This window comes from Streptomyces sp. NPDC006197 (assembly GCF_040613865.1).
Lineage (GTDB): Bacteria > Actinomycetota > Actinomycetes > Streptomycetales > Streptomycetaceae > Streptomyces.
This window is the reverse complement of the sequence record NZ_JBEXSZ010000081.1, coordinates 1-18008: the sequence shown is the minus strand read 5'-3', so window position 1 is coordinate 18008 and position 18008 is coordinate 1. Positions and strand designations below refer to the sequence as shown.

The following is an 18008-nucleotide window of genomic DNA, read 5'->3' as shown; positions in this document are numbered from 1 at the left end:
AGCCGAGCGCGGTGTCCGAAAACCGCGAGCCGGGTGGCGGTGGCTCCCGCACACTGGGAGCCATGAGGGACGACGACACCCGCTACGAGGCGGTCAGCAGCAGGGACGCGCGGTTCGACGGAGAGTTCTTCTTCGCCGTCCGGACCACCGGCATCTACTGCCGTCCCAGCTGCCCCGCCGTCACCCCCAAGCGGCAGAACGTCTCCTTCTACCCCACGGCCGCCGCCGCCCAGGGCCACGGCTTCCGCGCCTGCCGCCGCTGCCGGCCGGACGCCGTGCCCGGCTCCGCCGAGTGGAACGTCCGGGCCGACGTCGTCGGGCGCGCCATGCGGATGATCGGCGACGGCGTCGTCGACCGCGAGGGCGTGCCCGGCCTCGCCGGCCGGCTCGGCTACAGCACCCGGCAGGTGCAGCGCCAGCTCACCGCCGAGCTGGGTGCCGGCCCGGTCGCGCTGGCCCGCGCCCAGCGGGCGCACACCGCGCGGCTGCTGCTCCAGACCACGGGGCTGCCCGTCACCGAGATCGCCTTCGCGGCCGGATTCGCCAGCGTCCGCCAGTTCAACGAGACGATCCGCGCCGTCTACGCCCGCACCCCCACCGCCCTGCGCGCCGAGGCGGGCAGCGGCGCGGGAGCCCGTACCGCGCTCGCCGCCGGGGTGCCGCTGCGGCTCGCCCACCGGGGGCCGTACGCGGCCGGCGAGGTCTTCGACCTGCTCGCCGCCGAGGCCGTGCCCCGGGTGGAGGAGGTCGTCGGCGCTCCCGGCGCCCGCACCTACCGGCGCACGCTCCGCCTCCCGTACGGAACCGGCGTCGTCTCCGTCGACGAGCGCTCCGGCGGGCGCTGGCTGGAGGCCCGGATCCACCTGGCCGAGCTGCGCGACCTGACCACCGCCGTGCACCGGCTGCGCCGGCTCTTCGACCTGGACGCCGACCCGTACGCGGTCGCCGAGCGCCTCGGGGCGGCCCCCGCGCTCGCCGCCGAGGTGTCCGCCCGGCCGGGCGTGCGCTCCCCGGGCACGGCCGAGCCCGAGGAGTTCGCGCTGCGGACGGTCCTCGGGGTCGAGGAGTCGGCCCGGCTCGTCGAGCTCCACGGCACCCCGCTGGCCACCGCCTGCGGAACCCTCACCCATGTCTTCCCGGAACCCGCCGCCCTGACGGAGCACCCCGTCGCGGGGCCGCTGGCCCGTGCCCTCGCCGACGGAGCCGTACGCCTCGACCCCGGCGCCGACCGCGACGAGGCCGAGCGCGCCCTGCTCACCGTCCCCGGCGTGACCGCCGAGGCCGCCGCGTTGATCCGGATGCGGGCCCTCGGCGACCCGGACGTGCCCCCGGCGGGCGGCCCGGAGGCGGAGGAGTGGCGGCCCTGGCGCTCCTACGCCCAGCGGTACGCGCGCGGATCCGACAGGCCCTAGCCCCAGATCACCGCGCCGGCCCAGGCGCCCACGACCAGCAGACAGGCGAAGAGCTCGACGAGCACGCTCGTGCCGGCCGCCCGCATCACCGTCCGGGTCGCCGCCCTGGCCTGGCCGTGGCCGCCGAGGCGGAGCCGCTCCGAGAGGTAGATCCCGCCGACGAAGCCGGGGATCGCGCCGACCACGGGGACCAGGACGAAGCCCAGGGCGGCGCCCACCCCCGCGTACGTCACCATGCGGCGGGTGATGCCGACGCCCCTGAGGCGGCGCGGCGGCAGCTGCCAGACGATCACCTGGGTGAGGAGCAGCAGACCGGTCGAGGAGGCCAGCAGGATCCAGGCCAGGTCCGTGCGCTCGTGCAGCGCCCACCAGAGCATCGCCGCCCACACCAGCCACGTTCCCGGCACGCCGGGCGCGAGCACCCCGAACAGGCCGAGCAGCATCACCGTCGCGATCATCAGGAGCTGCCACACACCCACGCTGCCAGCGTGCACGACGACCGGGATTCCCGCAGGTCGCACGGGGCGGACGGGGTACGCGGGGCAGGGGGGCGGGGCGCCGGGGTCAGGCCGCCAGGGGCAGGGCGGCGGCCACGAGGTTCCGCTCCTTGCGGCTGATCAGCGGGAAGACCAGCTTCAGGGCGTTCTCGCTGTTCGGCGAGGAGAGGACGAGGGAGGAGTTCAGGATCCGCTCCTTGATCGCCGAGCGGAACAGGCCGTCGCGCGCGATCGTCATGGTGAGCTCGACCGGCTTCGCGAACACCGGGTCCGCCCGGAAGACGAAGAGCCGGCGGTCGGTCATCGCCAGGTACATCGGGACCGGCGTCGGTATCACCGCCATCGCGCCGCCGCTGAGGACGGCCGAGGCCACGCCGAACGCGGCGGTACGGCGTACGGAGACCGTGCTCAGGCCGACGACGCACGTCACCTCGACGCGCTCCCCGGGCTCCAGCATCGGGGTCACGGTGGCCAGCAGGGCGCGACGGCGTCGTCCGTTCATGGGGGCGGAACTCCTGGGGGTGAGAGCGCGACCGGAGGGTGAGGGCGCAAGCGGAACCGGCCGCTCACCTTGCCATACGCCCCCGCGTCAGCCGCGGGCGACCCAGCCCTTCTCGTACGCGTGCCAGCCCAGCTGCAACCGGGTCGTCACCCCGGTCAGCTCCATCAGCCCCTTCACCCGCCGCTGCACGGTCCGCAGCCCCAGATCCAGCTGCTTGGCCACGCTCGCGTCCGTCATCCCGGCGAGCAGCAGCGACAGGATCTCCAGGTCCATCGCGTCCGGGCCCGGCGCCTCGTCCTCGGTGATCTGCGCGCCCGCCCCGAGCCGCAGCGGCAGCGCCTCCCGCCACACCGACTCGAAGAGGCCCATCAGCGATTCGAGGAGCCCGCTCGCGTGCACGACGATCGCCGCCGGCTCGGCGCCCCGGCCGGTCAGCGGAACCATGGCCAGGGACCGGTCGGCGACGACCAGCTTCGTGGGGACCCGGTCGGCGACCCGGATCCGCTCCTCGCGGCCGAGCGCCGCGGAGAGTTCGAGCAGCCCCGACGGGAGCGTGAGCACCTCGCGCTCGATCACCACCCGGTAGCGGACCCCGCGCCCGGCCGCCTGCTCCTCGGCGTGGTTCTCCAGGCCGGAGACCGCGATCGGCTTGCCCGTCACCAGGGCGCAGACCTCCTCCTGGGCGCCCAGCTGGAGCTGGAGGAAGCGGTGGGTCACCGCGCTCGCGCCGACCACCACCTCCACCAGGTCGTGCACGGCCGCCTCCGCGGCCTCCGCCCGGTACTCCTCGGCGAGCAGCTTGGCCGCCAGCTCGGCCTGCTCCAGCTCGTGCCGCTGCTGGGTCAGCAGCGCGCCGAGCGCGACCCCGGGCGGCGCCGCGACCCACCGGCCGGTGCGGGCCGAGGACTGGGCGGCGAGCCCCTGCGACTCCAGACGGCGCAGCGCCCGCTCGGTGTCCTGCTCGGGCAGGGCGAGCCGGTGCGCGAGATCGGTGACCTCGGCCGCGCCCAGCGCGACCAGGGCGCGGTAAGCGGACTCCTGGCGTTCGTCGAGCCCTATCGCTCCCAGCATGGATGCCCCACCCCTCGCCGCACCTCCGGCGGTCCCGGATCTTCCAGGGACGTCCACCGGAGGCATTCGTTCCGTTGGTGACCTGGCGGGAAACGGCCACGGCGTATTCCCGCCTCTCCCATCATCCCTGTACCGCCCTCACCTCTGCCAATGTGGCGCCACCGCAGCACCAACAGCCTCCGGAAAGGGGTGCCTTGTGCCCTTTTTCCGGATTCAGATGGGGAGAGCGATGCGCCCGATTTCGCGTACGGCCCTGGGGGCGGCGACCGCCGTCGCCCTGGCCGTCACCGCGGTCGCGCCGTCCATGGCCGATGAGCCGCAGGACGCCACGACCGGCAAGCGACCGCTGGTCGGCAGCGAGGCCTCGGCCCGCGCCGGCGACGGAGCGAAGAGCGCCACGGTGACCCTGGTCACCGGCGACCGCGTCCTGGTCACCCGGGACGCCGAAGGGAACCCGGCGGCCACGGCCCTGCCCCGGGAGGACGGAACCGTCCCCCTGGTCCAGACCCGCCGCTCCGGACAGGACCTGTACGTCTACCCCGAGGACGCCACCGCCGCGCTCGCCGCCGGACGCGTCGACGAGGAACTCTTCAACGTCACCGGCCTGATCCGCCAGGGCTACGACGACTCCGCCACCACCACGCTGCCCCTCATCGCCGTCTACGGCTCTGACCTCGCCCGCTCCGTCCCCGCCGCCCCCCGCGGCGCCCGGCGCGGCCAGGTCCTCAGGGCCGTCGACGGCGTCGCGCTCACGGCGGAGAAGAAGCGGGCCGCCACCTTCTGGGCCGACATCGCCGCCCCGGCCGCCCGCTCCGCCTCCGGCCTGAAGAAGCTCTGGCTCGACCGCAAGGTCGAGGCCACCCTGGAGCGGTCGACGAAGCAGATCCACGCCCCCGAGGCCTGGGCCGCCGGCTACGACGGCAAGGGCACCAAGGTCGCCGTCCTCGACACCGGCGCCGACGCCGAGCACCCCGACCTCAAGGACCGCATCGTCGCCTCGGAGAACTTCACCGACTCCGACACCACCGGCGACCACCAGGGCCACGGCACCCACACCCTCTCCACCGTCGGCGGCTCCGGCGCCGCGAGCGGCGGGAAGAAGAAGGGCGTCGCCCCCGGCGCGGACCTCCTCAACGGCAAGGTCCTCGACGACTCCGGCTCCGGCGCCGCCTCCTGGATCATCGCCGGCATGGAATGGGCCGTCGCGCAGGGCGCCGACGTCGTCTCCATGAGCCTCGGCAGCCCCGTACCCACCGACTGCACCGACCCGATGAGCGTCGCGGCCGAGGAACTCGCCCGGAACGAGGGCACGTTGTTCGTCATCGCCGCCGGCAACTCGGGCCCGGCGCACAACACCGTCTCCTCGCCCGGCTGCGCGCCCGGCGTGCTCACCGTCGGCGCCACCGACCGCGACGACTCCACCGCGTGGTTCTCCAGCCGCGGCCCGACGATCGTGAACCACACCCTCAAGCCCGAGATCGCCGCGCCCGGCGTCGGCATCTCCGCCGCCGCGGCCGGCGGCCGGGGCGTCTACGCCTACCAGTCCATGTCCGGTACGTCGATGGCCACCCCGCACGTCGCGGGCGCCGCCGCCATCGTCAAGCAGCGCCACCCCGACTGGACCGCCCGGCAGATCAAGTCCGCGCTCGTCGCCTCCGCCGACAGCGGAGTCCCGGGCGACGTCCGCGAGGTCGGCGGCGGCCGCCTCGACGTCAAGGCCGCCATCGACCAGACCGTCCTCGGCGCCCCCGCCGTCCAGGGCGGCACCTTCTCCTGGCCGCAGGACAGGAGCGACCGCACCACGGTCTCCGTGCCGTACACCAACACCTCCGACGCGCCCGTCACCCTCGGCCTGGCCGTCGAGAAGGTCACCGGCAACGACGGCTCCGCCGTCCGGTCGACCGTCGCCCGCCTCGGCAGGAGCACCGTCACCGTCCCGGCCGGCGCCACAGTCGAGGTCCCGCTCCACCTCGACCCCGACGCCCGCCTGGAGCGCGCCCAGTACGGCGACGTCACCGGCCGCGTCCTCGCCACCGGACCCGGCGGCGTCCACGTCTCCACCCCGTTCTCGCTGTACGTGGAGCCCGAGACCGTCACCCTGCGCGTCAAGCTGATCGACCGTCAGGGCAAGCCCGCCTCCGGCTCCTCCTCCCTCGACGTCATCGGCACCGACGACGCCACCGGCGAGCGCCGCTTCAACGAGGGGGCCGCCGACCAGGTCTACCGCCTGCGTCCCGGCAGCTACTTCCTCTCCTCCTTCGTCACCACACCCGACGCGGGCGAGGGCGCCACGCTGAACGACTCGCTCAGCTACCTCGGCCGCCCGCAGCTGGAGCTGAAGAAGGACACCACGGTCGTCCTCGACGCCCGCAAGGCCCACAAGCTGTCGGTGAGGACCGACCGGTCCTCCGAACTCCGCGGCGCCACCCTCGCGTTCGCCCGCTCCTGGGACGACTTCTGGCTGCACGCCGGAACCGCCGCGGGACCACGCACCATCCGCGGCTACTACGCCTCGGTCGAAGGCAGGGCCGACGAGGGCGACTTCGAGTTCGGCAGCTACTGGCGGACCGCCGCCCCGCAGATCACCTCGCTGCGCACGAACGGCGGCCTGACCCTCCACCCCCTCACCGCCTCCGTCGCCTCCGACAACCTCGACGGCACCGGCTCCGCCCGCCTCGTCGACGCCGGAACGGGCACGCCGGACGAGCTCGAGGCCGCCGGGGTCCAGGGCCGCATCGCCCTCGTCCGGCTCCCGGACGACTCCACCAACGCGGGCACCCTCGCCCGGAACGCCAAGACGGCCGGCGCCGTCGCCGTCATCACGTACCACCAGGCCCCCGGCCGCTGGTACCCGGGCGGCGGCTTCACCGGCCTCGGCCTCCCCGTCCTCTCCGTCCCCTCCGCGGAGGCCACCGCGCTCCTCGGCGAGCTGGCGGCCGGCGAGGTCACCCTCGACTGGCGGGCCACCGCGAAGAGCCCCTACCTCTACAACCTCGCTTTCCCCGAGACCGGCGCGATCCGCGACGACAAGGAGTACCGGGTCCGCGACTCCCGGCTGGGCCGCACCGACTCGACCTACGGCTCGGCCGGCATCACCACCGACTTCACGGAATTCCCGGCCGCCTACCGCCCGAACGGCGTCGGCATCTCCTTCGGCTCCCTGGAGACCGTCCCCGCGCCCGGCACCCGCACCGAGTACTACTCCACCGGTGACACCGCCTGGCTGCAGATGGTCAACAGCAGCTTCCCGTTCGGCGAGATCATGATGGGCGCCCGCCACGCGTACACGCCCGGCGAGCAGCGCACCGAGAAGTGGTACGACGGCGTCATCGCGCCCACCGCGCCGCGCGACACCACGGGAAAGCCGGTCCTCGCCGCCGAGCGGCAGGGCAACCTCATCGGCTTCGCCGACGCCATGTGGGGCGACAGCACCCACCACGCCGAGCCCGGCTCCTTCGGTGACATCGGGAACCTGCGCCTCCGCCGTGAGGGCGAACTCATCGGCGAGAACAGCTGGCCGTTCGGCGTCTTCGAGGTACCGGCCGAAGCCGGGACGTACACGCTCGAACAGAACACCATGAAGATCGGCAGCAAGGTGTGGGCCCGCTCCACATCCGTCAACTCGGTGTGGAAATTCACCTCCAAGCTTGACGAGAGCGTCTATTCTCAAGGCATCCCGATTCTCTTCCCCCGGTACGACCTTCCGGAGGACGGACTCAAGACCCTCACCGCGACCGACGGCCAGCACATCGGCCTCACCGCGACCGGTCACGCGGGCTACACCCCCGCGGCGCTCACCTCGGCGAAGCTCTCGTACTCCTACGACGGCGGTACGACCTGGACCGAAGCGCGGGTCTCTCAGCAGGGCGACGGCTGGACCGCGACCGTGAACCACGCGGGCGCGACCGGCAAGCAGGTCACCCTGAAGACCGAACTGACGGACGCCCATGGCAACTCCGTCACCCAGACCGTGATCCGCGCTTACGACGTGCGCTGATCACGCCGGTCCGCCGGGCGTCCTTCCCGTGGGGGGTGGGGCCGCCCGGCGGACCACCCATTTGCAGCAACGGTTTTCCTGGTGTCCCGTTTTCCGATGCCGTCGGCGGTGGACAATAAGGGCATGACTCAGCAGGGGGACAACTGGTGGGACAAGCTCTACGACGAGTCGGCGCCGGACACGGCCCCGACGGTCTCGGGTGACACGCTCGACGACCACTTCGACACGACACCCCGCGCGACGCCGAGCCGGCGGGACGGTTCGCCGGTGACGGCGCCCGCGCCGCCGAGCCCGGAGAAGGCGCCGACCGGGGTCGCGCCGTCCACACCGCCGCCCCCGGCGCCGAAGCCGCCGAGCCCGCCCCCGGCGCCGACACCGCCTTCGACGCCGTCGGCAGCACCCGTGCCACCGGCACCGAGCGCGCCCCTGGTGCCGCCGACGCCGCCGGTGGCCTCCCGGCCGAGCGCACCGCCGACGCCACCCGCACCGCCGACGCCACCCGCACCGCCTGTGGCCGCCACGCCGCCTGCGCCGAGCGCGGCCGCCACGCCGAGCACGCTGCCCGCGCCGAGCACACCGCCCGCGCCGCCTGCGCCGAGCGCGCCGCCCGCGGCCGCCGCGCCGAGCGCGCCGCCCGCGTCGAGCGCGGCCCCCGCGCCCCGGCAGGTGCCCGCCGTGGGTGGGCCCGCGCCCTGGGAGGTGCCCGGGGGCGGCGGGCCGCAGACCTTCCCGGCCCCGCCCCCGCCGCCACCCCCGGCCGCCGCGCCCGTCGAGACGCCCACCGTCCAGGTGCCGTTGCCCGAGGAGCCGGCCCCTCAGGAGCCGGAGCCCGGCCCTGACCTCACCGTCCAGGTGCCCGTGCCCCCGCCCCCGGAGCCGACCGCCGAGGTCTCCGTGCCCCGCCCGAGGACCGGGTTCATCGGCAGCAGGCCGCCCACCTACGAGGCCGAGCCCACCGCGCTGCCCGTCGCCCGCCCCGGCGAGCTCGCCGAACTGGTCGCCGACACCGTCCTCGACGGCGCCCGCTACGGCACCTGCACCCTGCGCGCCGCCTCCGTGCGCGGCGACTCCGCCCGCTACCGGGGCGAGCCCCGCCGCGACGCCCTGCTCACCGCCCGCTTCGGCCACGACGAGACCGCGCTCGTCCTCGTCGCCGTCGCCGCCGGCGCCCGCGCCGCCGAGGACGCCCACCTCGCCGCCGCCGACGCCTGCCACTGGATCGCCGAGGCCGTCTGCCGCAGCCACGCCCGGCTCTCCGAGGACATCAGGTCCGGCCGCCGCGGCGACCTCAAGTCCGGCCTCCACCGGCTCACCGACCGGACGTACGGCAAGCTGCGGGCCCGCGCCGCCGAGCGGGGCCTCGCCCCCGACGAGTACACCGCGACCCTCCGCTGCCTCCTGGTCCCCGCCGACCCCGAGTGCCGCACCCGCGTCTTCTTCGGCATCGGCGGCGGCGGCCTCTTCCGGCTCCGCGACGGCTCCTGGCAGGACCTCGAACCGCTCCTGCCCGAACCGGCCGCCGTCACCGGCGCCCCCGTCGTCGGCTTCGGCTCGCCGCCGCCCGTCCCGGAGGCGACCGAGGAGGGGGACAGGCTCACCATGGACCTCGGCATCACCACCGCGCCGCCGCTCGTCGAGGAGCCCGTGCCGCCGCCCGCCGAGCCGTTCCGCTTCCGCGCGTCCGTGGCCCGCCCGGGTGACACCCTGCTCCTCGCCTCGCCCGGACTCGCCGAGCCGATGCGTGGCGAACCCGCCCTCGCCCACGAGCTCGCCGCCCGCTGGGCCGACGCCGAGCCGCCCGGCCTCGCCGCCTTCCTCGCGGACACCCAGCTGAGGGTGACCGGTTACGCCGACGACCGTACGGGGGCGGCCGTCTGGGAGGCGTGACCCGCCGGGCCGTGTGTTGATGGAGCCATGGCCAGACAGAACGTTGCGGAACAGTTCGTCGACATCCTCGTCCGGGCGGGCGTCCGACGCCTGTACGGAGTGGTCGGCGACAGCCTGAACCCGGTCGTCGACGCGATCCGCCGCACCAAGGCGATCGACTGGGTCCAGGTGCGGCACGAGGAGGCCGCCGCCTTCGCCGCGGGCGCCGAGGCCCAGATCACCGGCGGCCTCGCCGCCTGCGCGGGCTCCTGCGGGCCCGGCAACCTCCATCTGATCAACGGCCTGTACGACGCCCACCGTTCCATGGCCCCGGTCCTCGCCCTCGCCTCGCACATCCCGTCCAGCGAGATCGGGCTCTCCTACTTCCAGGAGACCCACCCCGACCAGCTGTTCCGCGAGTGCAGCCACTACAGCGAGCTCATCTCCAACCCGCAGCAGATGCCCCGGCTGCTCCACACGGCGATCCAGCACGCCGTCGGCCGCGGCGGCGTCAGCGTCGTCTCGCTGCCCGGCGACATCGCCTCCCAGCCGGCCCCGGAGAAGACGGCGGCGACTGCGCTCGTCACCACCCGGCCCACCGTCCGCCCCGGGGACGCCGAGGTCGACGCGCTCGTGCGGATGATCGACGCCGCCGACCGGGTGACGCTCTTCTGCGGCAGCGGCACGGCGGGGGCGCACCCCGAGGTGATGCAGTTCGCCGAGCGGATCAAGGCGCCGGTCGGCCACGCCCTGCGGGGCAAGGAGTGGATCCAGTACGACAATCCGTACGACGTCGGCATGAGCGGGCTGCTCGGGTACGGCGCGGCCTACGAGGCCACCCACGAGTGCGATCTGCTGATCCTGCTCGGCACCGACTTCCCGTACAACGCCTTCCTGCCCGACGACGTCAAGATCGTGCAGGTGGACGTCCGGCCCGAGCACCTCGGCCGCCGCTCCCGGCTCGACCTGGCCGTCTGGGGGGACGTCCGTGAGACGCTGCGCTGCGTGATCCCCCGGGTCCGCGCGAAGACCGACCGCCGCTTCCTCGACAAGATGCTGAAGAAGCACGCCGACGCCCTGGAGGGCGTGGTCAAGGCCTACACCCGCAAGGTCGAGAAGCACGTCCCGATCCACCCCGAGTACGTCGCCTCCGTCATCGACGACCTCGCCGCCGACGACGCGGTCTTCACGGTCGACACCGGCATGTGCAACGTCTGGGCGGCCCGCTACCTCTCGCCCAACGGGCGGCGCAGGATCATCGGCTCGTTCAGCCACGGCTCCATGGCGAACGCCCTGCCGCAGGCGATCGGCGCCCAGTTCACGGACCGGAACCGCCAGGTCGTCTCGCTCTCCGGCGACGGCGGCTTCTCGATGCTGATGGGCGACTTCCTGACCCTCGTCCAGTACGACCTGCCCGTGAAGGTGATCGTCTTCAACAACTCCTCGCTGGGCATGGTCGAGCTGGAGATGCTGGTCGCCGGACTCCCCTCGTACGGGACGACGAACAAGAACCCGGACTTCGCCGCCATCGCCCGCGCCGCCGGGGCCCACGGCGTCCGGGTCGAGAAGCCCAAGCACCTCGCGGGCGCCCTCAAGGACGCCTTCAGGCACAGGGGACCGGCCCTGGTCGACGTCGTCACCGACCCGAACGCGCTCTCCATCCCGCCGAAGATCAGCGCCGACATGGTGACCGGTTTCGCGCTCTCCGCCGGCAAGATCGTCCTGGACGGCGGCGTGGGCCGGATGCTCCAGATGGCCCGTTCCAACCTGCGCAACGTCCCCAGGCCCTGAGGGGTGTCCGGAAAGTCCCGCCTCATGAATGCGGACGGTGATGCGGGGCATGCATCCCCGTGAGCCTGTTCGACGCGACCTGTGGGTGGGGGATATGGCCGGGGAGGCACGACAGCCGACTCAACTGCTCAGAAAGGTGGGATGCGCCGATCTCACCGCGGTGCCGGAGGTGCGACACGCCCTGCGCGAACTGCTGCGGAGGTGGGGCGGGCCGGGCGCCTCCGACGTGGCCGAACTGCTCACCAGCGAACTGGTGACCAACGCCCTGGTCCACACCGAGCACGGGGCCGTCGTGACCGCGACGGTCGTCCCCGAGCAGCTGAGGGTCGAGGTCCGCGACTTCGTGCCCGGGCTCAAGCGGCCGCACGCACCGCCCGCCGACGACGGTACGCACGGCCGGGGACTCGTCCTCGTCCAGGCACTCGCCGACTCCTGGGGGGTCGAGGAGAACGGCGCGGGCAAGGTGGTGTGGTTCGAACTGAACGGCGGGGCCGCCTGAGAGGCGGCCCCGCCGGTTTCCTTCCTGTTCCCCCGCTCAGCCGAACTGCTGCTCCAGATCCTTGAGCTTGCGCTCCAGGGAGTCGAGACGGGGCAGCGCCTGGGTGTCGTCCTCGGCGGTGAGGTCCACCGTCCGGGACTCGCCGGGGCGGGGCTCATCGCCCCTCACGGCTTGCAGGGAGGGCCGGGGTCGAAGCGGCAGCTGTCCGGGGTCCGCTATGGCGGGCTCCGCGACGGCGGCCTGCACGGCCGTCGTCGCGGAGCCCGAACCGCCGCCCGCACCCGGGCCGGCACCCGTACCGGACGAGGTGCCGAGGGCCGCCATCTCGACCTGGCGACCGCCGCCGCGACCGAGCCCGAAGGCGCGGTGCTGACGGTTGATCGCCTTGAGCCTCGCCCGGTCCAGCTTGACCTGGTCGCGCCGGCGGAGCCGGTTCTGCTCCTTCTCCCGCCGGTCCTCGCGCACCTCGTCGACCGCCTCGTCCAGGGTCCGTACGCCCTCCAGGAGCATCAGCGACCAGGCCGCGAAGGTCTCCCGGGGCGCCCTCAGCCACCGCACGATGCGGATCTGCGGCAGCGGGCGGGGCACCAGGCCCTGCTCGCGCAGCGCGGCCCTGCGGGTCTGCTTCAGCGCCCGGTCGAAGAGGACCGCCGCCGAGAGGGACATGCCGGCGAAGAAGTGCGGAGCACCGTCGTGGCCCATGCCGCGCGGTGCGTGCACCCAGTTGAACCAGGCCGCCGCGCCCGCGAACAGCCAGACGAGCAGGCGCGAGCCGAGGGCCGCGTCGCCGTGGCTGGCCTCGCGGACCGCGAGCACCGAGCAGAACATGGCGGCGCCGTCGAGGCCGAAGGGGACGAGGTACTCCCAGCCCCCGGCGAGGTTCAGGTTCTGCCGGCCGAAGCCGACGAGGCCGTGGAAGGAGAGCGCCGCCGCGACGGCCGCGCAGAGGAAGAGCAGCCCGTACGAGGCGAATCCGTAGACGGCCTCCTTGCGTCTGCGGCGCTCCTCGCTGCGTTCCCAGGAGTCGTCGGCCGCGGCCTGGTCACCGGCGCGCTTCCCGCGCGCGAGCACCGCCACCGCCGTCAGGACTCCGGCCACCATCACGCCGCCCGGAAGCAGCCAGTCCAGCGATATGTCGGTCAGTCTCATGCGGTGTCCCTTGCATCGCAGTAGGGCGTTTGGCGGCCCATACTGGCCGACCCCGCGGGGTGCTCAAGGGGTTTCGGGGCAAGAGCACGCCATCGGGGTCGCGGGGCATACGAATAGGTGCGATCTGGTCGAACGCCCGTGCAGGGAAAGGGGATTGGGTTCGATTCTCGTCACCCGGACGGGTGGCGTAATCACGGTCGCGCCCCGGGAGCCTCAGGCGGTCGCGGTCAGTCGGCGGACGCGCTCGGCGTCGCAGGTGCGCGGACAGGTGAGGCAGGTGTCCTCGGGGCGCAGCGTGTAGAAGAAGCAGCACGTGGCCCGGTCGCGGGTGGCGTGCGGAGCGCCGTCGGGCCCCTCGGTGCCGGCCAGCTCGCGGAAGCCCGCCCCGCCCGCGTACGGCTTGTACGGCTTGGGGGTGCCCGGCAGGAGGAGTTCGAGCTCGGCCATCGCCCGCCGCTCCTCGCCGAGCAGGGCCGCGACGTACCAGAGGCCCTCGACGATCTCGTCCGTGGCCATTCCCCACAGGGCCCGGCGGCCGCGTCGCATCCGGGGCCCGAAGCCGTCGAGGACGGCCTCGAAGTGCTCGGCGAGCGAGGCGCGTACCTCGGCGCGCAGCGCCTCCTCGTCGTCGACGACCCGGGCGCCGGGGAGGGCGGTCGCGGGGTCGCCCGGCAGGCAGGCGAACTCCTCCACCCGGACCGCCATGCGGCCGAGCGTGCGCTGGAAGGCCACGTTCCGGACGGGCACGCGGGGCACCCTGCGGTCCAGGAACCAGGGGAGGGTGACGAGGAGGCAGGCGGGCCAGGCGTACCGGTGCAGCCCGAAGCTCGCGACGACGTCGGGGCGGCCCCGGGTGCCGTAGTCCCGCAGCACCTGCGCGTCGTCCCAGGCGAGGAAGGCGTCGAGGCGGGGACCGCCGCCGGCGAGCTCGTCCGCGCCGACCCAGCCCGCGCCGCTCGGCAGCCGCTCGTCCCGGGCGGGCTCCTCCATCCGCAGGCCGGGGAAGACCTCGGCGAGCCGGGCGTAGGCGGCCGCGACGGGCGAGGTGAGGGGAGCGGGCGGCGGGGCGGGCAGCAGGGCGGGGACGGTCATGCGGACCACCGAATCGCGAGCGTTGGCAGGTTAGCCTTACCTTACCCGATTCGGGGTGGCCTCTCACCACCGGAGATCCCCTCCCACCTGCGGCGGCGGCCCGTATGCCCCGGATGTCGGTCCGTTCGCCTATGGTGCACAGGGGACCCCGGCGACGCGAGCCGGGCCCGGCACGAGGCCGCAGGAGGACCCGGGTGGAGCAGGGCGCAGCGCGCGAGCGGGCGACGGAGAGACCGTCCCCGCCCTTCGGCGACGTCACGGGGACCGCACGCCCGGAGCCGGCGCGTCCGGAGTCCGCCCGCACGGCGTCCCTGCGTCCGGAGCCGCCGCACACGGAGTCCGTACGTCCGGAGCCGCCGCACATGGAGTCCGTACGTCCGGAGCCGCTGCACATGGAGTCCGTACGTCCGGAGCCGCCGCGTCCGGAGTTCGTACGGGTACCGGAGCAGACGCGCGGCACGGAGCCGGGGCGTGGCCCCGAGCACGCCCGTGGCGAGCACACCCACGGGGAACCGGCGGTTCCCGGCCCCCGCACCGTGCGCAGGCACTCCGTCCGCGGCCAGATCCTCGAAGCCCTCCGCACCGCCCTCGTCGGCGGTGAACTCCGCCCCGGCGAGGTGTACTCCGCCCCCGTCCTCGCCGAGCGCTTCGGCGTCTCCGCCACCCCCGTCCGCGAGGCCATGCAGCGCCTCGCCGTGGAGGGGGCCGTCGAGGTCGTGCCGAACCGCGGCTTCCGCGTCACCGAGCGCACCCCCCGCGAGCTCGCCGAACTCGCCGAGGTCCGCGCGCTCATCGAGGTCCCCGTCATGCTGCGGCTCGCCCGCACGGTCCCGGCCGCCCGCTGGGCCGAGCTCCGGCCGCTCGCCGAGGCCACCGCGACCGCCGCCGCCCGGGGCGACCGCGCCCACTACGCCGAGACCGACCGGGCCTTCCACCGGGCCGTCCTCTCCCTCGCCGGGAACGAGCAGCTGCTCGCCGTCGCGGACGACCTCCACCGCCGCTCGCAGTGGCCCCTGATCAGCGCCCCCGCCCTCCGCCACGGCGACCTCGTCGCCGACGCCGCCGAGCACACCGCCCTCCTCGACGCCCTGATCGCCCAGGACCTGACCGTCGTCCAGAGCCTGGTGCGGGAGCACTTCACCGGCTCGGAGTGCTGAGGCCCGGCAGGCCGGCCCGCGGTGCCCGGCATCGCGCCGTGATCCACCTTGACCGAGACGGCACTCCCGGCCCCCGGGACGACTAAGGTCGGAGGCGTCAGCTGCCCGCACCGCGTCACCCGTGAGGTGTCCCATGCCGTCCGCGAGCCCGTCCCCGGCATGGGGCGGTACGGAAGCCGAGGCCGCCGCGCTGCTCGGCTGGCTCACCGACCCCGAGGCGCCCCGGCTCTGTCTCGTCACCGGCGCCCCGGGCAACGGCAAGACGGCCCTCCTCGGCTGGCTCGCCGCGCACGGCCCGCGCTCCGGACGCTCCCGCCGCCGGGCGCCCCGGGTGCTCGTCCCGCTCGCCGGGCAGAGCGCCCTCGGCGCGGCCTGGACGATCGCCGACCGCCTCGGTGTCGTGGCCCGGTCGCCCGGCGACCTCGTCCACGCCCTCGCCACCAGCGAGCCGCGGCCCGCCGGCGGGGCCGTCCTCCTCCTCACGGACCTCCACGCCGCCGCCGAACCCGCCGCGCTCACCCGGCTCGTCGCGGAGCTCGCCGGTGTCGGGAGGATCCGCCTCGTGGTCGAGGCCCGGAGCGACACCCCGGCCCCGGCCGTCCTGCGCGCCGGCCGCCGGATCACCGTCGTCGACCTGGACGGGGAGCCCGAGTCCGCCGGCGGGGCCCGGGCGGAGCCGGCCCCGCCGCTGCCGGACCTCTCCGACCCGGCCGCCGTCTGCGCGGCCGACCCGCTGCTCGTCACCACGGCGTACGTCACCGGCGCCGCCCTCGCCGGGGTGCCCGGCACCCTCGACGGGCCCGAGCCGTCCGCCCGCCCCGGCGAGGGCGCCGTCGACGAGCACGGCGGCCTCCGGACCGCCTGGATGCGCGCCGGGCAGTCGCTCTGCCGCGAACAGGCCCCGTCGGACAGGGCGTTGGTCCTGCTCGCCGCGCTGGGCGACGGCGCCGACCCCCGGCTCCGCCCCGCGCTCGCCGAGCTCGCGGAAGCCGCTCCGTGGCGGGTCCGGTGGGCCCGCCACCGCGGCGACCTGACGCCGCCCTGGCCGGGCCCGGTCACCGTGCTCGGCGCGGCCGGCGGCCCCCTGGAGGGAACCCTCCTCGTCGGCGACCCCACCGGCACCGTGCGTCTGCTCCACGAGGCCGACGCGAGCCCGGCCGGCCGGCTCGCGCACACCGTCCCCGGCCGGATCACCGCGCTGGCACCCGCGCCCGACGGCACGGTGCTGCTCCTGGACGACCGAGGCCGGCTGCACGCCGTACGGGGAACGGCGCCCCGGCCCCCGTACCTGGAACGGCTCACCGAGGCGGTCTCGGCGACCCTGGCCCGCCACCCGGGGACGGCCCTCGCGGCGATCGCCGGCTCGGTGGTGGTGGGGGACCGGCTGGGCTCCGTCCACGCCTTCGGCCTGACGGGACTTCACCAGTCGGCCGCGCACAGCGGCCGGGTCACGGCCGTCGCCGCGGTCGAGTCCGAGACCCCCTTCGTCTGCTCCGGCGGGGCGGACGGGAGCGTCCGGCTCTGGACGCCGGGCAGCACCGCGCGCCCCGAGCCCCTCGCCGAACGCCCCTCGCCGGTCGTCTCCCTGCACGCGACCGAGACCCCGCACGGCCCGCTGGTCGCCGCCGCCTGGGCCGACGGCCTGGTCGAACTCCACCGGCCGGAGGACGGCCCGACGCTCTCCTTCCGCCCGGGCCCCCCGGTCCGCGCGGTCGCGGTCACCGGCGCCGGCTCCCTGCTCGTCGGCACCGACGAGAGCCTGGTGTGCCTGGCCCCGAGGAGCTGATCCGTACGGGACGTCAGAAGACGTCCCGTACGGGCGACTTCAGGCGGCGGGCCGGGGCGCCAGCTGGGCCGAGAGCCAGGTCGGCACCCCGCCGAGCAGCTGGAAGAGGCGCCGGGCCTCGGCGCGCAGACGGCCCGCCTCCGGCTCGGTCTCCGTGTTCGCCAGGGCGGTGAGCGCCGGGGCCGTGCCGACCAGGTAGCCCAGCTCCTCGCGGATCCGCAGGGACTCCGCGAAGCCGTGCCGCGCCTCCGCCAACTCCCCCTCGCGCAGGGCGAGTCCGGCGAGGTGCCGCCAGGTGAAGGAGAGCAGGAGCGAGTCGCCCTGGGCGGTCGCCCCCTCGTGCGCCCTGCGGTACGCGGCGCGGGCCGCCTGCGGGGAGTCGCCGAGGTTCTGGGCGACGAGCCCGCGCCGGAAGTCCAGGAGGGGACGGCCGCTCGCGGAGGGGCCGATCAGCGCCGCCGCCCGGCCCAGCGCCATCCGGGCCTCGTCGGCCCGGTCGCGCACCCCCAACAGCGTGGAGGCGTAGGCGAGATAGCCGCGTTCGCAGGCCGCGGCCCCGCGTTCCTCGTCGGTGCCGGCGACGGCCTCGGCCGCCCTCAGCGCCTCCTCGGCGTCGGCCCAGCCCTTCTCGGTGTAGAGGCAGCGCTCGATGAGCAGCGCGGCCCTTTCGAGTGCGGCTGCCGGTTCGGACGCGTGCGGCGCGAGGAGCGCGGCCGCGTCCGTCCAGCAACCCCGGGAGCGGAGCCGCCATATGGCGGTCTCCACGGGTGTCTCCTTGCCGTAGGCGAGGGACGGATCTTCGCCATCCCTTGATTCGGAACCAGACATGGCGGTATCCGCCACATTGCCCTCCCCGAGCGCGCCATCGAGCTGTTGAGTAGGACGGCATCTCAGCACGGATGGGAGTACCCGGCCAAGGGGTCGGGTGAAAAATTTCACAAGAGTCCGAAGGGGGTACGGACCTCCGCCCCGGCCTGTTCCGGCCGCGCGCCGGACGGCCGATCGGCCCGTGATCACGCCGGTGATCAGGCCCGGGCCCGGTCCGCGGGCCCCACGCCGAAGGGCCCGGCGAGGCCCCGTTCACCACTCCTTCGGGCCAACCGTCGGTCGTCATGCCTGTGCCTCCCCGTGCTTTCCGGTGTGCTTGTCCGCGTAGGCCGCCGCCGCTTCCCTGACCCAGGCGCCGTCC

13 protein-coding genes are annotated in these 18008 nt (G+C 74.8%); 7 read left to right on the top strand and 6 right to left on the bottom strand.

All coding sequences use genetic code 11. The features are described from left to right. Nucleotides 1-62: 62 nt before the first annotated feature. On the top strand, nucleotides 63-1412 hold the full coding sequence (locus ABZ318_RS23885) for an AlkA N-terminal domain-containing protein (RefSeq protein WP_356904497.1): 1350 nt from the start codon (nucleotides 63-65) through the stop codon (nucleotides 1410-1412). Here the strand turns inward: ABZ318_RS23885 and ABZ318_RS23880 are convergent. The 3 genes from ABZ318_RS23880 to ABZ318_RS23870 all read right to left on the bottom strand — a co-directional run bounded on the left by ABZ318_RS23880 (nucleotide 1409) and on the right by ABZ318_RS23870 (nucleotide 3482). Beyond that, on the bottom strand, nucleotides 1409-1891 hold the full coding sequence (locus ABZ318_RS23880) for a DUF456 domain-containing protein (RefSeq protein WP_356904496.1): 483 nt from the start codon (nucleotides 1889-1891) through the stop codon (nucleotides 1409-1411). The two genes, ABZ318_RS23885 and ABZ318_RS23880, sit on opposite strands and share 4 nt — an antisense overlap. A gap of 85 nt (nucleotides 1892-1976) precedes the next feature. Continuing rightward, nucleotides 1977-2411 (bottom strand): hypothetical protein, encoded by a 435-nt coding sequence (locus ABZ318_RS23875; protein WP_356904495.1) that lies wholly within the window; start codon nucleotides 2409-2411, stop codon nucleotides 1977-1979. A gap of 87 nt (nucleotides 2412-2498) precedes the next feature. Beyond that, complete coding sequence (locus ABZ318_RS23870) at nucleotides 2499-3482, bottom strand: LuxR family transcriptional regulator (RefSeq protein ID WP_093873459.1); 984 nt, start codon at nucleotides 3480-3482, stop codon at nucleotides 2499-2501. Between the two features lie 229 nt (nucleotides 3483-3711). On the opposite strand from ABZ318_RS23870, the gene ABZ318_RS23865 reads away from it, so the two are divergent. The 4 genes from ABZ318_RS23865 to ABZ318_RS23850 all read left to right on the top strand — a co-directional run bounded on the left by ABZ318_RS23865 (nucleotide 3712) and on the right by ABZ318_RS23850 (nucleotide 11635). Continuing rightward, a complete protein-coding gene (locus tag ABZ318_RS23865) occupies nucleotides 3712-7479 on the top strand; it encodes a S8 family serine peptidase (RefSeq protein WP_356904494.1) in 3768 nt (1255 codons plus the stop codon). 123 nt (nucleotides 7480-7602) lie between these two features. Then, nucleotides 7603-9366: a protein phosphatase 2C domain-containing protein gene (locus tag ABZ318_RS23860; RefSeq protein WP_356904493.1), complete on the top strand. Its 1764-nt coding sequence runs from the start codon at nucleotides 7603-7605 to the stop codon at nucleotides 9364-9366. Between the two features lie 27 nt (nucleotides 9367-9393). Continuing rightward, complete coding sequence (locus ABZ318_RS23855) at nucleotides 9394-11136, top strand: pyruvate dehydrogenase (RefSeq protein ID WP_356904492.1); 1743 nt, start codon at nucleotides 9394-9396, stop codon at nucleotides 11134-11136. A 94-nt stretch (nucleotides 11137-11230) separates the two neighbouring features. Further along, nucleotides 11231-11635, top strand: coding sequence for an ATP-binding protein (locus tag ABZ318_RS23850; RefSeq protein WP_356904491.1), 405 nt, complete (start codon nucleotides 11231-11233; stop codon nucleotides 11633-11635). Nucleotides 11636-11671: 36 nt separating this feature from the next. On the opposite strand, the gene ABZ318_RS23845 is transcribed toward ABZ318_RS23850, so the two are convergent. Together ABZ318_RS23845 and ABZ318_RS23840 are read right to left on the bottom strand one after the other, a co-directional pair. After that, nucleotides 11672-12784, bottom strand: a complete 1113-nt coding sequence (locus tag ABZ318_RS23845) for a DUF2637 domain-containing protein (protein ID WP_030692707.1) — start codon at nucleotides 12782-12784, stop codon at nucleotides 11672-11674. Between the two features lie 213 nt (nucleotides 12785-12997). After that, a complete protein-coding gene (locus ABZ318_RS23840; RefSeq protein ID WP_356904490.1) occupies nucleotides 12998-13876 on the bottom strand; it encodes a (2Fe-2S)-binding protein in 879 nt (292 codons plus the stop codon). 392 nt (nucleotides 13877-14268) lie between these two features. Between ABZ318_RS23840 and ABZ318_RS23835 the strand changes: the two genes are divergently transcribed. Both ABZ318_RS23835 and ABZ318_RS23830 read left to right on the top strand, forming a co-directional pair. Beyond that, a complete protein-coding gene (locus tag ABZ318_RS23835; RefSeq protein WP_356904515.1) occupies nucleotides 14269-15033 on the top strand; it encodes a GntR family transcriptional regulator in 765 nt (254 codons plus the stop codon). A 133-nt stretch (nucleotides 15034-15166) separates the two neighbouring features. Next, nucleotides 15167-16819 carry a WD40 repeat domain-containing protein gene (locus ABZ318_RS23830; protein ID WP_356904489.1) on the top strand — a complete coding sequence of 551 codons (1653 nt, stop codon included), beginning with the start codon at nucleotides 15167-15169 and terminating at the stop codon, nucleotides 16817-16819. 39 nt (nucleotides 16820-16858) lie between these two features. On the opposite strand, the gene ABZ318_RS23825 is transcribed toward ABZ318_RS23830, so the two are convergent. Next, nucleotides 16859-17647 carry a hypothetical protein gene (locus ABZ318_RS23825; RefSeq protein WP_356904488.1) on the bottom strand — a complete coding sequence of 263 codons (789 nt, stop codon included), beginning with the start codon at nucleotides 17645-17647 and terminating at the stop codon, nucleotides 16859-16861. Between the last annotated feature and the right edge of the window lie 361 nt (nucleotides 17648-18008).

Coding starts and splice junctions, on each gene's coding strand:
- ABZ318_RS23850 (WP_356904491.1), top strand. CDS start 11,231: ATGGCCGGGGAGGCACGACAGCCGACTCAACTGCTCAGAAAGGTGGGA.
- ABZ318_RS23840 (WP_356904490.1), bottom strand. CDS start 13,876: ATGACCGTCCCCGCCCTGCTGCCCGCCCCGCCGCCCGCTCCCCTCACC.
- ABZ318_RS23860 (WP_356904493.1), top strand. CDS start 7,603: ATGACTCAGCAGGGGGACAACTGGTGGGACAAGCTCTACGACGAGTCG.
- ABZ318_RS23875 (WP_356904495.1), bottom strand. CDS start 2,411: ATGAACGGACGACGCCGTCGCGCCCTGCTGGCCACCGTGACCCCGATG.
- ABZ318_RS23865 (WP_356904494.1), top strand. CDS start 3,712: ATGCGCCCGATTTCGCGTACGGCCCTGGGGGCGGCGACCGCCGTCGCC.
- ABZ318_RS23835 (WP_356904515.1), top strand. CDS start 14,269: ATGGAGTCCGTACGTCCGGAGCCGCCGCGTCCGGAGTTCGTACGGGTA.
- ABZ318_RS23825 (WP_356904488.1), bottom strand. CDS start 17,647: ATGTCTGGTTCCGAATCAAGGGATGGCGAAGATCCGTCCCTCGCCTAC.
- ABZ318_RS23885 (WP_356904497.1), top strand. CDS start 63: ATGAGGGACGACGACACCCGCTACGAGGCGGTCAGCAGCAGGGACGCG.
- ABZ318_RS23845 (WP_030692707.1), bottom strand. CDS start 12,784: ATGAGACTGACCGACATATCGCTGGACTGGCTGCTTCCGGGCGGCGTG.
- ABZ318_RS23870 (WP_093873459.1), bottom strand. CDS start 3,482: ATGCTGGGAGCGATAGGGCTCGACGAACGCCAGGAGTCCGCTTACCGC.
- ABZ318_RS23855 (WP_356904492.1), top strand. CDS start 9,394: ATGGCCAGACAGAACGTTGCGGAACAGTTCGTCGACATCCTCGTCCGG.
- ABZ318_RS23830 (WP_356904489.1), top strand. CDS start 15,167: ATGCCGTCCGCGAGCCCGTCCCCGGCATGGGGCGGTACGGAAGCCGAG.